This is a genomic window from Bradyrhizobium sp. 149, assembly GCF_023073915.1.
Classification (GTDB): domain Bacteria; phylum Pseudomonadota; class Alphaproteobacteria; order Rhizobiales; family Xanthobacteraceae; genus Bradyrhizobium.
Window position 1 is genome coordinate 378,477 of sequence record NZ_JADPKK010000022.1, and the last position, 15,726, is coordinate 394,202.

Sequence of the window (15,726 nt, forward strand, 5' to 3'; positions counted from 1 at the left end):
TGCGTGCGTAAGCGCCTGATGGCGCGCGTCTTTCAATGACTTGACACCCCCCCGGTCGATAGCCACCTAATGTCGGTGGCGAGCGAGAAATCTCTTCAAGATTCGCCTCAGTTCCGATCCGGCGAGCCGGTCCAACCTGAAACGGACCGACCGGTTTTGCCGATCACCTCGGCACCTTGTGGCGGTTGCGCATGAGCATGGCGGGCTGCGTGCAAGGGGGCAAAGCAAAAGGAAAAGGCCATGACCAATCCAAAACCCAGGCCAACCATCGTTCATGGCGAAACGCACGCCTATCCGGTGCTGCCGCTGCGCGACATCGTCGTCTTCCCGCACATGATCGTTCCGCTCTTCGTCGGCCGCGAGAAGTCGATCCGCGCGCTCGAAGAGGTGATGAAGAACGACGCACTGATCATGCTAGCGACCCAGAAGAACGCGTCCGACGATGATCCGGCACCCGATTCCATTTACGAGACCGGTACGCTTGCCAGCGTGCTCCAGCTCTTGAAGCTTCCCGACGGCACCGTGAAGGTGCTGGTCGAAGGGCTCGAGCGGGCGCGCGTGCAGAAGTACACCGATCGCGCCGATTATTACGAAGCGACCGCGATTGCGCTGGCCGACACCGATGCGAAGTCGGTCGAGGCCGAGGCCATGGCGCGCTCGGTCGTGTCCGACTTCGAGAGCTACGTGAAGCTCAACAAGAAGATCTCGGCCGAGGTTGTCGGCGTGGTGCAGGCGATCACCGATTTCGCCAAGCTCGCCGACACCGTCGCCTCGCATCTCGCCGTCAAGATCGCGGATCGCCAGGGCATCCTGGAGACGCTTTCGGTCACGCAGCGCCTGGAGAAGGTGCTTGGCCTGATGGAGAGCGAGATCTCGGTGCTCCAGGTCGAGAAGCGCATCCGTTCTCGTGTCAAACGACAAATGGAGAAGACCCAGCGCGAGTATTATCTCAACGAGCAGATGAAGGCGATCCAGAAGGAACTCGGCGACGACGACGGCCGCGACGAGCTCGCCGATCTCGAAGAGAAGATCTCCAAGACGAAACTCTCCAAGGAAGCGCGCGAGAAGGCGCAGCATGAATTGAAGAAGCTGCGCCAGATGTCGCCGATGTCCGCGGAAGCGACCGTCGTGCGCAACTATCTGGATTGGCTGCTGTCGATCCCGTGGAACAAGAAGTCCAAGGTGAAGAAGGATCTGGAAGCCGCGCAGGCGGTTCTGGATGCCGATCACTACGGGCTGGAGAAGGTCAAGGACCGCATCGTCGAGTATCTCGCCGTGCAGTCGCGCGCCAACAAGCTGACCGGCCCGATCCTGTGCCTCGTCGGCCCCCCCGGCGTCGGCAAGACCTCGCTCGGCAAGTCGATCGCGAAGGCGACCGGGCGCGAATTCGTGCGCGTCTCGCTCGGCGGCGTGCGCGACGAGGCCGAGATCCGCGGCCACCGCCGCACCTATATCGGCTCGATGCCCGGCAAGATCATCCAGTCGATGCGGAAGGCGAAGTCGTCCAATCCGCTGTTCCTGCTGGACGAGATCGACAAGATGGGCGCCGACTTCCGTGGCGATCCGTCCTCGGCCTTGCTCGAGGTCCTCGACCCCGAGCAGAACGCGACCTTCAACGACCACTATCTCGAGGTCGACTATGATCTCTCCAACGTGATGTTCATCACGACCGCGAATACGCTCAATATTCCGGGCCCGTTGATGGACCGCATGGAGATCATCCGGATCGCGGGCTACACCGAGAACGAGAAGGTCGAGATCGCGCGCAAGCATTTGATCCCGAACGCGGTGTCCAAGCACGGCCTGGACTCCAAGGAGTTCTCGATCGACGACGACGCGCTGCTGCTTCTGATCCGCCGTTACACCCGCGAAGCTGGCGTGCGTAACCTGGAGCGTGAGCTTTCGACACTCGCCCGCAAGGCGGTGAAGGAGCTGATGATCTCCAAGAAGAAGTCGGTCAAGGTCACCGAGAAGACTCTGGAAGAGTTGCTCGGCGTGCCGAAGTACCGCTACGGCGAGATCGAGAGCGAGCCGCAGGTCGGCATTGTCACCGGCCTTGCCTGGACCGATGTCGGCGGCGAGCTGCTGACCATCGAAGGCGTCATGATGCCCGGCAAGGGCAAGATGACGGTCACGGGCAATCTGCGCGACGTGATGAAGGAATCGATCTCGGCGGCGGCGTCCTACGTCCGCTCGCGCGCGATCGTCTACGGCATCGAGCCGCCGCTGTTCGACCGCCGCGACATCCACGTGCACGTGCCGGAAGGCGCGACGCCGAAGGACGGTCCGTCGGCGGGCGTGGCTATGGCCACCGCGATCATCTCGGTCATGACCGGCATCCCGGTCCGCCATGATGTCGCGATGACCGGCGAGATCACGCTGCGCGGCCGCGTGCTGCCGATCGGCGGCCTGAAGGAGAAGCTGCTCGCCGCTGCCCGCGGCGGCATCAAGACGGTGCTGATCCCCGAGGACAATGCCAAGGATCTCACGGAGATTTCCGATGCGATCAAGGGCGGCATGGAGATCATCCCGGTCTCGCGCCTCGACGACGTCGTTGCCAAGGCCTTGGTGAAGAAGCCGGTGCCGATTGTCTGGGAAGAAGACACCAAGGTGACGGTGAAGCCGGACGGTGACGAAGCCGCAGGCGGGCTGACCGCTCACTGAGATCGCAGCTCGAAAAAGATGATAAAACGGCGCCTTCGGGCGCCGTTTTTGTTGTGGGCAGCGGATGACGACAATGCACATCGACGGGCAATGCCATTGCGGCCAGATTACCTTTGAAGCCGAGATCGACCCCGAGGCAATGTCTGTCTGCCACTGCACCGATTGCCAGATGCTGACCGGCTCGCCGTTCCGGGTGACGGCCGTCTGTTCGGGCGCCGATGTCCGGCTGACCGGCGGCACGCCCAAGATCTACGGCAAGCGCGGCGACAACGGCCGGATGCGCTTTCAGCATTTCTGCGCCGACTGCGGTTCCCCGCTGTTCACGAGCGGCGAGGGTGACCAGAAGGACGATTGGGGCATCCGCTGGGGCAGCATCCGCCAGCGCGACAAATTGCGGCCCGTCAGGCAGATCTGGTGCCGGTCCGCGGCGGTGTGGATCGACGCGGTGCCACTGCTGCCGGGGCGGCCAGGGGATTGAGCTGGGTTGCCCAGCCTCGCTGCGCCGCGCGGCGTAGGCTGGTGGGCGGTCACGGATTCGAACCGCGGACCCTCTCGGTGTAAACGAGATGCTCTAACCAGCTGAGCTAACCGCCCCACGGCGCCTCTTTAGCCTTGCCGCAGGGGGAGGAGCAAGGGGGCGGTGGTGTCGGAAACCGGGTTCATCTGGCCGCTCGACCGGCTCGGTATGGTATGAACCCGCAGCTATGCAACAGAGGCTTCGATGGAAAAACCTAGCGGACACGAGCAAAACGCCGATCAGATCGCCTATTGGAACGGGCCGAGCGGGCAGCGCTGGGCCAATCGCCATGCGGCGCAGGAGAGCCTGCTCGGGCCCATTGCCGAGGTGCTGATCGAGCGCGCCAGGCCGAAGCCGGGTGAGCGCGTTCTTGATGTCGGCTGCGGCTCCGGGGCGACGACGTTCGCGTTCGCGAAAGCGGTGGCCCCGAACGGCTTTGTGCTCGGGCTCGACGTCTCAGATCCGATGCTGTCGCAGGCGCGTGCGTTTGCGCCAAAGGGCCTGCCGCTCGACTTCGTGCTGGCGGATGCGACGGTGCATCCGTTCGAGCCGGCGAGTTTTGATCTGCTCGCCTCGCGCTTCGGCGTGATGTTTTTCGCTGACCCGATCGCGTCTTTCACTAACCTTCGCCGCGCGCTGAAGCCGACGGGGCGGCTGGCGTTTGCCTGCTGGCGCGAGCCGAAGGAAAATCCCTGGATGATGGCGCCGTTGATGGCCGTCTACAAGCATGTGCCCAAGATGGCCTCGGTCGGGCCGGAGGAGCCGGGCCCGTTCGCCTTCGCTTCCGAAGAGCGGGTGACAGGGATCCTGAAAGGCGCGGGCTTCGTCGACGTGGCGATGGAGCCGCACAACCTCGCGATGGATGTCGCGATCGGCGGCGGGCTCGATGTCGCGGTCGAGGGCTCACTCCAGATCGGCCCCGCCAGCCGCGCGCTGCAAGGGCATCCGCCAGAGACGTATGCCGCCGCAAAAGCCTCGATCCGCGAGATGCTCGCGCCATTCCTGAAGGGGCAGAACGTGGCGCTCCAGGGCGCGATCTGGATCGTGACGGCAAAGGCGGCGTAGGCGCGACTCTCTCCGCGCCGTCATTGCGAGGAGCACTTGCGACGAAGCAATCCAGAAATGGCCCGGGAGGCAGGCTGGATTTGCTTCGCTGCGCCCGCTATGACGATCACACCACATCATCCGGAGCCAGCGCGCAGCCATTGTCCGGATGCGTCTCGATCTGAAGCGTGGTGTGGCCGATGCGGTGGGAGCTCTTCAGCATTTGCGCGGTCTCCACCAGGAATGCATCGCCGGCGCCGGTGGGCATGACGAGGTGGCAGGTCAGCGCCGTCTCGGTGGTCGAAATCGGCCAGACGTGGAGATCGTGGATCGCGGACACGCCGGGACGTGCCAGCAGCAACGTTTTTATCGCGGCAAGGTCGGTGCCTTTGGGGGCCGCCGCCATCGACATGTCGATGGAGCCGCGGAGCAGGCTGGTCGTGCTCCAGAGGATGGTGACGCAGATGACCAAGCTGGTGACGGGATCGAGCCAGAGCCAGCCGGTCCAGATGATCAGCGCCGCCGAGATGACGACGCCGAGCGAGACCGCAGCATCGGCGGCCATGTGCAGATAAGCGCCCTCGATGTTGATGTCGTCTTTGCGGCCGCGCGCGAACAGCATAGCGGTAAAACCGTTGACGAGGATGCCGATGCCGGCGACGACCATCACGGTGATGCCCGCGACGGGCTCCGGTTCGCGCAGGCGCAGCACCGCTTCCCAGCCGATCGCGCCGGTCGCGACCAGCAGGAACACCGCGTTCGCCAGCGCCGCCAGGATGGTGGAGGCGCGCAGGCCGTAAGTGAAGCGGCCGCTGGGCGCGCGCCTCGCCGCGATCGACGCGCCCCAGGCCACGACCAGGCCGAGCACGTCGGAGAGGTTATGGCCGGCGTCCGCAAGCAGGGCCGTGGAGTTGCCGATATAGCCGTAGACGGCCTCAGCCACGACTAGCGCTGTGTTGAGCGAAATGCCGATCGCGAACGCCTTGCCGAAACTGGCGGGCGCATGGACATGCGCGTGACCATGATCGTGATCGTGGCTGTGGCCGGCATGGTCGTGATGATGATGACCGTGATGGTCGTGGCTGCCCAATTCTAGCGCTCCCCGGAAGCTGCCAAATCAGGCGCCATTGTAGGCGTTTCGGCAGCCCCGTCACGGCGGAACAGCACGTAGAGCGCCGGCAGCACCAGGAGCGTCAGCACGGTCGAGGAGATGATGCCGCCGATCACCACGGTCGCAAGCGGCCGCTGCACCTCGGCACCGGCCCCGGTCGCCAGCGCCATCGGCACGAAGCCGAGGGACGCGACCAGCGCCGTCATCAGCACCGGACGCAGGCGTGTCAGCGCGCCCTCGCGCACCGCGTCCCCGATGGGATGCCCCTCGCTGCGCAGCCGCTCGATGAAGGCGATGATCACGAGGCCATTGAGCACGGCGACGCCCGACAGCGCGATGAAGCCGACGCCGGCGCTGATGGATAAGGGAATGCCGCGCAGCAGCAGCGCCATCACGCCGCCGGTCAGCGCCAGCGGCACGCCGGAGAACACGAGCGCCGCATCCGCCGCCGATCCCATGCCCATAAACAGCAGCAGGAACACCAGCAGCAACGCCACCGGCACCACGAGCGTCAGCCGCTTGGTGGCGGAGACCAATTGCTCGAACTGTCCGCCCCAGCCGATCCAATAGCCCGGCGGCAGCTTGACCTTCTCCGCGACGGCCGCCTCGGCCTCGGTGACGAAGGAGCCGAGATCGCGCGCGCGGACATTGGCGGTGACGACGATGCGTCGCTTGCCGTTCTCGCGGCTGATCTGGTTGGGGCCGGGCGTCGCATCGACGGTTGCGACCGACGACAGCGGCACATAGCGCATCTGGGCGAGGGGCGAGGCGGGCAAGGCCGTCCGAATCGGCGTGCTGGACGCCACTTCCTCACCCGGCGGCAGCGGGATGGGAATGGCCCGGATCGCCTCGAGATTGCCGCGCAGATGTTCCGGCAGGCGCACGACGATGTCGAAGCGACGGTCGCCCTCGAACAGCTTGCCGGCCGACTTGCCGCCCACTGCGATCTCGACGATGCCCTGCACCTCGCTGATGCTAAGCCCGTACCGCGCGAGCGCCTGGCGATCGAGGCGGACGGTCAGGATCGGCAGGCCCGAGACCTGCTCGATCTTGACGTCGCTGGCGCCGCGGATGCCGCGGATCGCGGCCTCCACCTGTCTTGCCGCGCCTTGCAGGATGTCGAGGTCGTCGCCGAAGACCTTGACGCCGACGTCGCTGCGCACGCCGGAGATCAGCTCGTTGACACGGAACTGGATCGGCTGGGAGATTTCATAGGCGCTGCCGGGAATGTCGTCGGCGGCACGGTGGATGGCATCGATCACGTCCGACTTGGGCCTGTCAGGGTCGGGCCATTCGGCGCGCGGCTTCAGCATGATGTAGCCGTCGGTCTGCGCCGGGGACATGGGGTCGGTCGCGATCTCCGCGGTACCGATGCGGGTGAAGAACTCCTTCACCTCCGGAATCTGCCTGATGCGCTTTTCCAGCGCCTTTTGCAGGTCCAGCGACTGGGTCAGGCTGGTGCCGGGAATGCGGATCGAGGCCAGCGCGATATCGCCCTCGTCCAGGCTCGGAATGAACTCGCCGCCCATGCGCGCGGCGGCAACGCAGCTTGCGACCACGATGATGGCGGCCATGATCGCGACGCTGAGCCGATTGTCGATCGCAAGCCGGAGCAGGGGCAGGTAGGCGCGCTTCGCCAGCCGCATGAACAGGTTTTCCTGTTCGGACACCTTGTCGGTGACGAAGATGGCGACGGCCGCCGGCACGAAGGTGACGGAGAACAGCATCGCGGCGCCCAGCGCCATCAGCACGGTCAGAGCCATCGGCGTGAACATCTTGCCTTCGACGCCGGTCAGCGTCAGCACGGGCAGGTAGACCACCGCGATGATCAGCGTTCCGAACAGGCTCGGCTTGATGACCTCGCGCGACCCGCGCCGGATCGCGCGCAGCCGCTCGGAGATCGTGAGCAGCCCGCCTTTTTCTCGCTGGGCTTCGGCCAGCATGCGCAGGCAGTTCTCGACGATGATCACGGCACCGTCGACGATGATGCCGAAATCGATCGCGCCCAGGCTCATCAGGTTCGCACTGACCTTGGTCTCGACCATGCCGGTGATCGTCATGGCCATGGACAGCGGAATGACGCAGGCCACCACGAGCGCGGCGCGGATGTTGCCGAGGATCAGGAACAGCACGGCCACGACCAGGGCCGCGCCTTCCAGCAGGTTGTTCTCGACTGTGCGGATGGTAGCTTCGACCAGATGGGTGCGGTCGTATACGGTCCGCGTCACGACCCCGTCGGGCAGCGATCTGGCGATATCCTCGAGCCGGGCCGCGACACGGCGGGCCACGGTGCGGCTGTTCTCGCCGATCAGCAGCATGGCGGTGCCGAGCACGGTTTCCTCGCCATCGCGCGTCGCGGCTCCCGTGCGCAAATCGCGGCCTTCGGTGACGGTCGCGATATCCCTGATCCTGACGGGATTGCCGCCGCGCGAGCCGATGACGATGTCCCGGATTTCGCCGACGTCGCCGACCTGGCCCGGCGAGCGAACCAGATATTGCTCGCCGTTGCGCTCGATATAGCCGGCGCCGACATTGGCATTGTTGGCCGCGAGCGCGGTCATGACGTCGCGAAAGCCGAGCCGGTAGGCCATCAGCTTGCCGGGATCGGGGAGCACGTGGAATTGCCGCTCGAAGCCGCCGATGGTGTTGACCTCGATCACCCCCGGCACGTTGCGAAGCTGCGGCTTGATGATCCAGTCCTGCACGGTGCGCAGATCGGTCAGCGAATAGTCCTGGCCGCCTTGCGTCTTCGCGCCCGCCCTGGCCTCGACGGTGTACATGAAGATTTCGCCGAGTCCGGTCGAGACCGGTCCCATCGCGACCTCGACGCCGGCCGGAAGCTGGTCCTTCACTTGGCTGATCCGTTCGCCGACGAGCTGGCGGGCAAAATAGATGTCGGTGCCGTCCTTGAAGACGACCGTCACCTGGCTCAGGCCGTAGCGCGACAGCGAGCGGGTGTAGTCGAGTTTGGGCAGGCCGCCCATCGCGGTCTCCACCGGGAAGGTGATGCGCTGCTCGGTTTCCAGCGGCGAATAGCCGGGCGCGCGGGTGTTGATCTGGACCTGGACGTTGGTGATGTCAGGCACGGCGTCGATCGGAAGGCGCTGGAAGTTCCAGGCGCCGAAAGCGACGGCGCCGAGCGCGAGCAGCAGGACCAGCCAGCGCTGCTGCAGTGAGACCGCGATCAGACGCTCAATCATGCTCGGCCTCGCCTTTGCCCATCTCCGCCTTCACGACGAAGCTGTTTTCGGCGACGTAATGCTCGCCGGCGGAAAGGCCCGCCTTGATCTCGACATGGCGCGGATCGGAATCGCCCAGCTCCACGGGGCGGGCCTCGATCTTGTCGCCGTCCTCGCGGACGAACACGATGGTCCGGTTCTCCAGCGTCTGGATCGCGCTTCGGCGCACGGCGACCGCGACGTTGCGTGCGGCGAGGATCAGCCGCGCCGTGACGAACAGGCCGGGACGCAAGCGTCCGTCCGGATTTGGCAGCACCACGCGTGCGAGCGCGGTCTGGGTCTCGCTGCTGCCGATCGGGGCCATGTAGGAGATCGTGCCCTTGATCTCGCCTCGGCCGTCGTCGGGATCGATCAGCACCTCGTCGTTGAGGCGAACCCGCCGCAGATCCTGCCGATAGATCGACAGATCGACCCAGATGCTGGAGAGGTCGGCGACGACGAAGGCCGGCTTCTGCTCGGAGGCGTATTCGCCGAGCGAGATCTGCCGCTCGATGATGGTGCCGGCAATCGGCGCCTTGAGCTCGTAGACGGTGAGGCTCTGGTTGCTCTCGATCGCGGCGAGCAGATCGTCCTTGCCGACCTCGTCGCCGATGCGCTTCTGGATCGATTTGGCAATTCCGGGAAAGCGCGGCGTCACCTGCACCACGGCTTCCTGGTTGGCGCGCAGGATGCCGTTGAAGGCGAGCGTGTCGGTCAGCGTGACGCTCCCGGCTTCCGCCAGCGTCACGCCCGCGGCCGCAAGCTTGACGTCGGAGATGCGGATCCGGTCGGCGCCGTGCTCGTCCTGCTCGACATGGTCGTTCGGCTTGTCCGGCTTCTTGTCTGCGGCGTGTTCGGCGTGCTCGACCCTCGCCGGGCCGAGCAGGGAATAGCCGTAAGCGCCGAGCGCGGCGGCAACGAATGCGACGAGGATGGTCGAGGACGTCTTCATCGTGCGCTCTCCCGCGCCAGCGTGAAGGGATTGCCGACGAGGCCTTCGATGGTCGCGACGCCTGCGTGGAAGTTCTGCAGCGCCTCCTGCTCGCGCAGCCGTGCCTGGGTGACGCTCGCCTGGGCGTCGAGCACTTCGAGCAGGCTGAAGCGGCCCTGGCCGTAGCCTTGCGCGATTGCATCCGAGGCTTCGGTGGCCCTGGGAATGGCGCTCTCGCGCAGCACGGCGAGCTCGCGCAGCGAGCCCTGGAGCGAGTCGTAGGCGCGGCCGGCGACCACGATCAGCGTGTTGCGGTTGGCCTCGCGCTCGGCCTTGGTCTTGGCGAGGCTTTCCTGCGCCGAAAGGATATTGCCCTGGTTCTGGTCGAACACGGGGATCGGCACGGAGACGGTGAGGCGCGCCGCGTCGTCATTGGTCTCGTTGAAATGGCGCCAGCCGGCGGCGATCCGCACGTCGGGATAGGGCCTGAGCCGCGCCAGCAACAGTTCGGCGTTGCGCTGGGCATAGATCGCGGTCCAGCGGACCAGCTGCGGATTGGCATCGATGGCGGCGACGACCGACTGGAACGTCGGCGGCCGCCCCATGGTGTCGAGCCGGCCGGAGACCTCGCCGAATTTGGGTGCCGCGTCGCCCATCAGCACCGCAAGCTCGCGCCGGGCGCTCGCCAGCGTCGCCTTGAAGCGCTCGCGGTCGGCCTTCACCAGTGCGGATGCGACCTCCGCACGGCCGGTCTCGGCCGGCGAGGAGGCACCAGCCTCGACGCGGCGGCGCAAAAGCGGTGTCAGCCGGTCAATGGCGGTGATCTGCTCGTCGAGGATTTGGATGCGCCGCTGTGCGCCGAGCACGCTGAGGAAGGCGATCGCGGTCTCCGACAGCACCTCGAGCCTGACGGCCTTGCGCTGGATCGCGGCGACCTCGATGCCGGCGACGCCCGCTGCAATCCGCGCGTCGCGCTTGCCGAACAGCTCGAAGGCCTGGCTGATCTGAACCGTGGTCTCGGCCGACCGCGTGCCGCGATAGATTCCGGATCCGAACGAATTGTCCTGTTCGTAGGACAGATCCGGATTGAGAAGCGCGCCTGCCTGGATGCGCTGGCCCGTGGCGATGCCGACGTCGCGCTCCGCCGCGGTCAGCCGCGGGCTCGTGGCCAGCGCGCGCGAGAGCGCGCTGCGCATCGTCAGTGTCTGGGCGTGGGACGGCGCAAGCGCCAATCCGCCAATCAGACACGCTGCCGCGCACGCCAGGCGCGCGGCCATTCCCCTGTAAAACATGAAACGACCTGTGAAGGATGAACCTAATGGGCGCGGGGCGCCCGACCAATCCGCTCAGGCAACATGTTTGGGAGGCGGGGAATCGGTATCGAGGACAATGCCGGCGAGCCGGGATGCGCGTTGCGGGCGCGATGCGGACAGGAGCCCGATCGATGCGGCCGGCGGCGCGGGCTGCGCGACCGTCACCGAGAAGCAGCCATGGCAATGATGCCCGCCGATGGCCTTGTGGTCCGCAGAGCCGTCAAGGACCTCACTGATCTCCGAGCCGCCGCCGGGCGTGGTGACGTCAATGTCGTGCAAGCCGTGCAGCGCGCCCGCGAGCAGGTAGGCAACCGCGATCAGCACAGCCAGCAGCCCGCGCCAGTTGCGCGGCCGGCAAGATCCTGAGGGCTGGCGGTTCGCGAGCACGACGTCACTCTGGTTGCAGTCTGTGTCCGGCCTAGCATGGGGGCGGGAACAGTGTCGACCCGCAACATTGTTACGTCCCTGGAACAATTGCCGCAGCGGCGGCAGCTCTTCTCATTGGCGCGTGATCAGATTCAGTCGAGCATCGCCTGCCGCTCCGCGTGCCATCTCCGGAATATCGCCGGTGTCGCCGGCTTCGACCGTGACGACGGCGCGACAGCTGGCTTCCATGGCCCGCTCCAGCCATTTGATGGCTTCATCGATCCACTGGTCGTGGTGCTCGGGATCGGCGATCGCCTTTTCCCGGAATGCATCTGCCTGACGAAGGCACGCGGTTCTGCGATCCACGCGGCTCTCCCGATCCGGAAGGTTCCGCCCCGTCGCATCCTCGATGATCGAAGAGCCGGCGTCGTTAACATAGGACAAGGACGGGTAGGCGACAGGCAAGGCGATGCAGACGCGCAAAGGCCCCAGCCGGGGCTGACCGGCTGAGGCCTTCTGTGCTCACAATCTTCGTCCTTGGGACTTGGACAACTAATCCGCATCGCGCCGGTTCGTTCCATGGCGGATGCCGAATTTAGGAACGTTCGTCATTCGTCCTGATTAGCGACCAGCAATGTTTGAGGAGGATGGACTATGGACGGACTGATCTATCTCATCGGCTTGATCGTCGTGATCATGGCGATCCTGTCGTTCTTCGGTCTGCGCTGAGAGGGTCGCGATGGAAACTCTTGTGCAGGACAATTTAGGGGAGGGCGGCGTGGCTTCTGCGGAGGATCGCCGCACCATCCGATGGAGCTCGGTGGTCGCAGGCGCTTTGGCCGCCGGTGCGATGTCGTTCATCCTCATCGGCTTTGGCGTCACCATCGGCCTTGGCGTCAGTTCGGCCTCGCCGACCTGGCGCGATGCGTCGGCGGCGCTGGCTCTGCTCTCCGGCCTGTATCTGATCATCCAGGCCATCATCAGCTTCGGCTTTGGCGGCTATATCGCGGGCCGGACAACGCGACCAGCGCCGGCGATCGCGACGATCGAAGACGATGGCGAGCGGCGGGATGGGCTGCACGGGCTGATGTCCTGGGCGCTCGCCGTGCTGCTTGGTGCCGCTCTGCTCGCGCTGCTCGGCGCAGCTGCGATTGACCGTTCGCCGATGCGCAGCTCGGCCGGCAATACGTCCGCCGCCGAGCCTCTGTTGAGTTATGAGCTGGACAAGCTGTTTCGCGCACCGCGGCGGCCCGCCAACACGGACCTCAGGGAAGCTCGTGCCGAAGCGGGACGCATCCTGATGACGTCATCGAGCCACAGCGGTGTCAGCACCGACGACCGGACCTACCTCGTGCAGCAGGTGGCCGCGCTGACAGGACTCGCGGCACCCGACTCGGAACGACGGGTCGACGCGCTGATCGCAGATTCAAAGACGTCCATCAATCGGGCGCGGCGTAACTCCATCATCGTCGCCTTCTCCGTTGCAGCAGCAACCCTGATCGGCGCTGCGGTGGCCTGGGCTGCGGCGGTTGCCGGCGGCCGCCATCGCGACGGCGAACCGTTGCCGAACTGGATGGCGAGCTCGAACCGCTTCCATCGCACTCCGCGCGCGATGCCGGTGCCGTAAGCGGATCAGGCGTGGTCTCTACCTGTCTGTCCCGGCACGCCGGCGGATAAACTCGGCAATGAGAGTTGTGATTTCCGCCGGGCGCTCCAGGCTAGGAAGATGTGCCACGCCCGGCATTTCATGGCTCTCCGCGTCTGGGATTGACGCGACGACTTGGCGACAGCGTTCCTGGACGTAGGGGAAATCGAGGTCGCCCCATATGACCAGGGTTGGCACCGCGATTTCATGAAGCCGGTGGAAGAAGGGGCGAAGGTCGACCTCCGATCCGAATGGTGGGGACCGGAGCGCTATGCCGTTCATATCAAGGAGCAGATCGCGAGCGGCACCGGCTACGCGGCCTTCGGGCGCCAGCGGTCCATCCAGCCAGAGGCGCGCCTTCATTGCGTTCAACCGATCGAGGTCGCCGGATGCCTCGGCTTGCCTCGATTGGAGCATCAGCGTCTCGATGTCAGGGGTGTAGACGGGATCGGCTGCGCCGGCGACATTCGGCGCGATCAGAACGAGGGCGCGAACACGCGACGGATGCTGGAGTGCGGCATCAAGCGCGATGCGGCCGCCGAGGGAGCAGCCAACGAGGATTGCGGGCTGGTCGCCTGCGGTGGCCCCCAGCACCGCGACCAGGTCTGCGAGGGCGGAAAAGTCCTCCGGCTCGGCGCGAGTTTCGCCGAACCCCCTTCGATCATAAGCGACCGTCTTGTGAGTGCCACCTATTCCATTCAATTGGGCGCGCCACATGCGCCTATCGCACACGTTGGCATGAAGAAAGACGATCGCAGTGCCGCTGCCTGCAACCTCGGTTGCAAGCCTGGCGCGACCAGACACAATGTGCTGCATCGATTGCATGTTCAACACCAACGACGGGACGCGCCCCGGATGACGGCCGGGAGCAAGCCCGGTCATCACTGCCTCTCCGAGTGGCGCTAGGCCTTTTCTTCCCAGATCATGGCGAGGTGAACGATCGTCTGCACCGCCTTCTCCATATCCTGCCGGCTGACCCATTCGAGCCGGGAATGAAATGCGTGCTCGCCGGCGAAGATGTTGGGGCAGGGCAGGCCCATGAAGGAGAGGCGGGAACCGTCGGTGCCGCCGCGGATCGCGGTGCGTATCGGACGCAGGCCGGCGCGGCGGATCGCTTCGACTGCGTATTCGAGAATGTGCGGGTGACGGTCGATCACCTGCTTCATGTTGCGATACTGCTCCCGCACGTCGAACTTGTAGGTCGAGCGCGGAAAATCCTTCATCACGTCCTTGACGATGTTCTCGAGCAGGACTTCCTTTTCCTTCAGCCCTTCCTCGGTGAAGTCGCGCACGATGAAGGAGAGCGTTGCCTGCTCCAGCGCTCCCTCGATGCCGATCGGATGCAGAAACCCCTGCTTGCCTGACGTCGTCTCGGGCGAGCAGCCTTCCCTGGGCAGGCGCTCGACGATGGCGGCTGCGATCTTGATCGCGTGCTCCATCTTGCCCTTGGCATAACCGGGATGGGCGCTGACGCCATTGATGGTGATGGTGGCGCCGTCCGCCGAGAAGGTCTCGTCCTCGACGCAGCCCGCGCTCTCGCCGTCCATGGTGTAGCCGAAGTCCGCCCCCAGCTTGTTCAGGTCGACATTGTCGACGCCGCGGCCGATCTCCTCGTCCGGCGTGAACAGGATCTTGATGGTGCCATGCTTCACTTGCGGATTGTTGATGAAGAAATGCGCGGCATCCATGATCTCGGCGACGCCGGCCTTGTTGTCGGCGCCGAGCAGCGTGGTGCCGTCGGTGGTGATGATGTCGTTACCGATCTGGTTCTTCAGCGCCGGATGCTCGGCGAAGCGGATCACCTGGCTCGTGTCGCCCGAGAGTGTGATATCGCCGCCGCGATAGTTCTTGACCATGTGCGGCTTGACGTTCTTGCCCGAGCAGTCGGGCGAGGTGTCCATGTGCGAGCAGAAGCAGATCACGGGCACCTTCTTGGTCGTGTTCGCCGGGATCGTTCCATAGACGTAGCCGTAATCGTCGAGATGGGCGTCCTCGACGCCCATCTCCCGAAGCTCGGCGGCGAGGACACGGCCGAGATCTTTCTGCTTCTCGGTCGACGGCGAGGCCGGGGATTCGGGATCGGACTGGGTGTCGATGGTGACGTAGCGGAGGAAGCGCTCGGTCACGGTGTGCGAAAAGATGAGGGAGGACATTTCTGGTCAAACCGCCGATCAAGGGATAGAGGCGGTATACCAGAAAAGCAGGCCGCGGTGAGGTCGGACGACGCTGATCAGGCTTAACGAACGTGAGCGGTCAGATCGCCTCTTTGAGTTCCTTGACCGGACGAAAGGCGACCTTCTTGCTGGCCTTGATGTGGATGGGCTCGCCCGTGGCGGGATTGCGGCCGGTGCGGGCGGCGCGCTTGCGGACCTGGAGAATGCCGAGCCCGACGATGCGGACGCGGTCGCCCTTCTTCAGGTGCTTGGTGATCAGGTCGACCATATCGGTCAGAACGGCTTCGGCGCGCTTTTTCGACAAGTCCTGGCTCTCCGCGATGTCGGCGGCGAGGTGCTTGAGTGTGATGGTGGCGGGAGCGGCTGCCTTCTTCGCCGAATCCTTCTTGGCCATGTCTGGCCTCCTCGATGTCTGGCGCCTCGATTCTTGCCAATGGTCCGGGCGACGACCCCTGAACCCGCAAGTTCCTGGAGGCGTAGACGATTCGGGACCGGACTGACTACGCCGGCAGTATGATTGCGGCTCACATCCGTGCCTGCTGCCGTCCGCGGAAATCCGATCGTTCAGGCTGTGGATGCAACATCCTTGACTTCAACAGGTCCGGCCTTTAAGTCCCCCCTCGTTCCGCAGACATTTGCGTGTCACGCGGGAGTAGCTCAGTTGGTTAGAGCGCCGGCCTGTCACGCCGGAGGTCGCGGGTTCGAGCCCCGTCTCTCGCGCCATTTTTGGCAATCCTTTCATA

The 15,726-nt window shown here is 65.1% G+C and carries 13 protein-coding genes and 2 tRNA genes; 5 read left to right on the plus strand and 10 right to left on the minus strand.

Features of this window, described 5'->3' with window-relative positions:
* Positions 1–240: 240 nt before the first annotated feature.
* Positions 241–2,664, plus strand: a complete 2,424-nt coding sequence (gene lon, locus IVA88_RS19465; protein ID WP_007603504.1) for an endopeptidase La — start codon at positions 241–243, stop codon at positions 2,662–2,664.
* Between the two features lie 73 nt (positions 2,665–2,737).
* Positions 2,738–3,142 (plus strand): GFA family protein, encoded by a 405-nt coding sequence (locus tag IVA88_RS19470; RefSeq protein WP_247498829.1) that lies wholly within the window; start codon positions 2,738–2,740, stop codon positions 3,140–3,142.
* Positions 3,143–3,181: 39 nt separating this feature from the next.
* Here IVA88_RS19470 and IVA88_RS19475 read toward each other — a convergent pair.
* Positions 3,182–3,258, minus strand: a tRNA-Val gene (locus IVA88_RS19475).
* Between the two features lie 127 nt (positions 3,259–3,385).
* Between IVA88_RS19475 and IVA88_RS19480 the strand changes: the two genes are divergently transcribed.
* Complete coding sequence (locus tag IVA88_RS19480) at positions 3,386–4,246, plus strand: methyltransferase domain-containing protein (RefSeq protein WP_247498830.1); 861 nt, start codon at positions 3,386–3,388, stop codon at positions 4,244–4,246.
* A 106-nt stretch (positions 4,247–4,352) separates the two neighbouring features.
* Here IVA88_RS19480 and IVA88_RS19485 read toward each other — a convergent pair whose 3' ends face one another.
* The 6 genes from IVA88_RS19485 to IVA88_RS19510 all read right to left on the minus strand — a co-directional run bounded on the left by IVA88_RS19485 (position 4,353) and on the right by IVA88_RS19510 (position 11,530).
* Positions 4,353–5,315: a cation diffusion facilitator family transporter gene (locus IVA88_RS19485; protein WP_247498831.1), complete on the minus strand. Its 963-nt coding sequence runs from the start codon at positions 5,313–5,315 to the stop codon at positions 4,353–4,355.
* A gap of 2 nt (positions 5,316–5,317) precedes the next feature.
* A complete protein-coding gene (locus IVA88_RS19490; protein WP_247498832.1) occupies positions 5,318–8,536 on the minus strand; it encodes a CusA/CzcA family heavy metal efflux RND transporter in 3,219 nt (1,072 codons plus the stop codon).
* Entirely contained in the window at positions 8,529–9,506 is a 978-nt protein-coding gene (gene ihpB, locus IVA88_RS19495; RefSeq protein ID WP_247498833.1) for a divalent metal ion exporter adaptor subunit IhpB, read from the minus strand. Before ihpB ends, IVA88_RS19490 begins: the two co-directional genes overlap by 8 nt.
* Positions 9,503–10,777 carry a divalent metal ion exporter subunit IhpA gene (gene ihpA, locus IVA88_RS19500; RefSeq protein ID WP_247498834.1) on the minus strand — a complete coding sequence of 425 codons (1,275 nt, stop codon included), beginning with the start codon at positions 10,775–10,777 and terminating at the stop codon, positions 9,503–9,505. The genes ihpB and ihpA overlap by 4 nt, the downstream gene beginning before the upstream one ends.
* Before the next feature lie 54 nt (positions 10,778–10,831).
* Positions 10,832–11,185 carry a hypothetical protein gene (locus IVA88_RS19505; protein WP_247498835.1) on the minus strand — a complete coding sequence of 118 codons (354 nt, stop codon included), beginning with the start codon at positions 11,183–11,185 and terminating at the stop codon, positions 10,832–10,834.
* Positions 11,186–11,296: 111 nt separating this feature from the next.
* Positions 11,297–11,530: a hypothetical protein gene (locus IVA88_RS19510; RefSeq protein ID WP_247498836.1), complete on the minus strand. Its 234-nt coding sequence runs from the start codon at positions 11,528–11,530 to the stop codon at positions 11,297–11,299.
* A 373-nt stretch (positions 11,531–11,903) separates the two neighbouring features.
* Here IVA88_RS19510 and IVA88_RS19515 point away from each other — a divergent pair, with 373 nt between their 5' ends.
* On the plus strand, positions 11,904–12,791 hold the full coding sequence (locus tag IVA88_RS19515; RefSeq protein WP_247498837.1) for a hypothetical protein: 888 nt from the start codon (positions 11,904–11,906) through the stop codon (positions 12,789–12,791).
* An 18-nt stretch (positions 12,792–12,809) separates the two neighbouring features.
* Here IVA88_RS19515 and IVA88_RS19520 read toward each other — a convergent pair whose 3' ends face one another.
* The 3 genes from IVA88_RS19520 to IVA88_RS19530 form a co-directional block, all read right to left on the minus strand.
* A complete protein-coding gene (locus IVA88_RS19520) occupies positions 12,810–13,691 on the minus strand; it encodes an alpha/beta hydrolase (RefSeq protein ID WP_247498838.1) in 882 nt (293 codons plus the stop codon).
* A 20-nt stretch (positions 13,692–13,711) separates the two neighbouring features.
* Entirely contained in the window at positions 13,712–14,962 is a 1,251-nt protein-coding gene (gene pepT / locus IVA88_RS19525; protein ID WP_247498839.1) for a peptidase T, read from the minus strand.
* 100 nt (positions 14,963–15,062) lie between these two features.
* A complete protein-coding gene (locus tag IVA88_RS19530) occupies positions 15,063–15,377 on the minus strand; it encodes an HU family DNA-binding protein (protein ID WP_007610993.1) in 315 nt (104 codons plus the stop codon).
* A 252-nt stretch (positions 15,378–15,629) separates the two neighbouring features.
* Here IVA88_RS19530 and IVA88_RS19535 point away from each other — a divergent pair.
* Positions 15,630–15,706 (plus strand) — tRNA-Asp (locus IVA88_RS19535).
* Positions 15,707–15,726: the final 20 nt, after the last annotated feature.

What these genes read in the sequence shown, in the direction of transcription:
- lon (WP_007603504.1), top strand. Translation starts at nt 241, where the DNA reads ATGACCAATCCAAAACCCAGGCCAACCATCGTTCATGGCGAAACGCAC.
- IVA88_RS19470 (WP_247498829.1), top strand. Translation starts at nt 2,738, where the DNA reads ATGCACATCGACGGGCAATGCCATTGCGGCCAGATTACCTTTGAAGCC.
- IVA88_RS19480 (WP_247498830.1), top strand. Translation starts at nt 3,386, where the DNA reads ATGGAAAAACCTAGCGGACACGAGCAAAACGCCGATCAGATCGCCTAT.
- IVA88_RS19490 (WP_247498832.1), bottom strand. Translation starts at nt 8,536, where the DNA reads ATGATTGAGCGTCTGATCGCGGTCTCACTGCAGCAGCGCTGGCTGGTC.
- ihpB (WP_247498833.1), bottom strand. Translation starts at nt 9,506, where the DNA reads ATGAAGACGTCCTCGACCATCCTCGTCGCATTCGTTGCCGCCGCGCTC.
- ihpA (WP_247498834.1), bottom strand. Translation starts at nt 10,777, where the DNA reads ATGTTTTACAGGGGAATGGCCGCGCGCCTGGCGTGCGCGGCAGCGTGT.
- IVA88_RS19515 (WP_247498837.1), top strand. Translation starts at nt 11,904, where the DNA reads ATGGAAACTCTTGTGCAGGACAATTTAGGGGAGGGCGGCGTGGCTTCT.
- IVA88_RS19520 (WP_247498838.1), bottom strand. Translation starts at nt 13,691, where the DNA reads ATGACCGGGCTTGCTCCCGGCCGTCATCCGGGGCGCGTCCCGTCGTTG.
- pepT (WP_247498839.1), bottom strand. Translation starts at nt 14,962, where the DNA reads ATGTCCTCCCTCATCTTTTCGCACACCGTGACCGAGCGCTTCCTCCGC.
- IVA88_RS19530 (WP_007610993.1), bottom strand. Translation starts at nt 15,377, where the DNA reads ATGGCCAAGAAGGATTCGGCGAAGAAGGCAGCCGCTCCCGCCACCATC.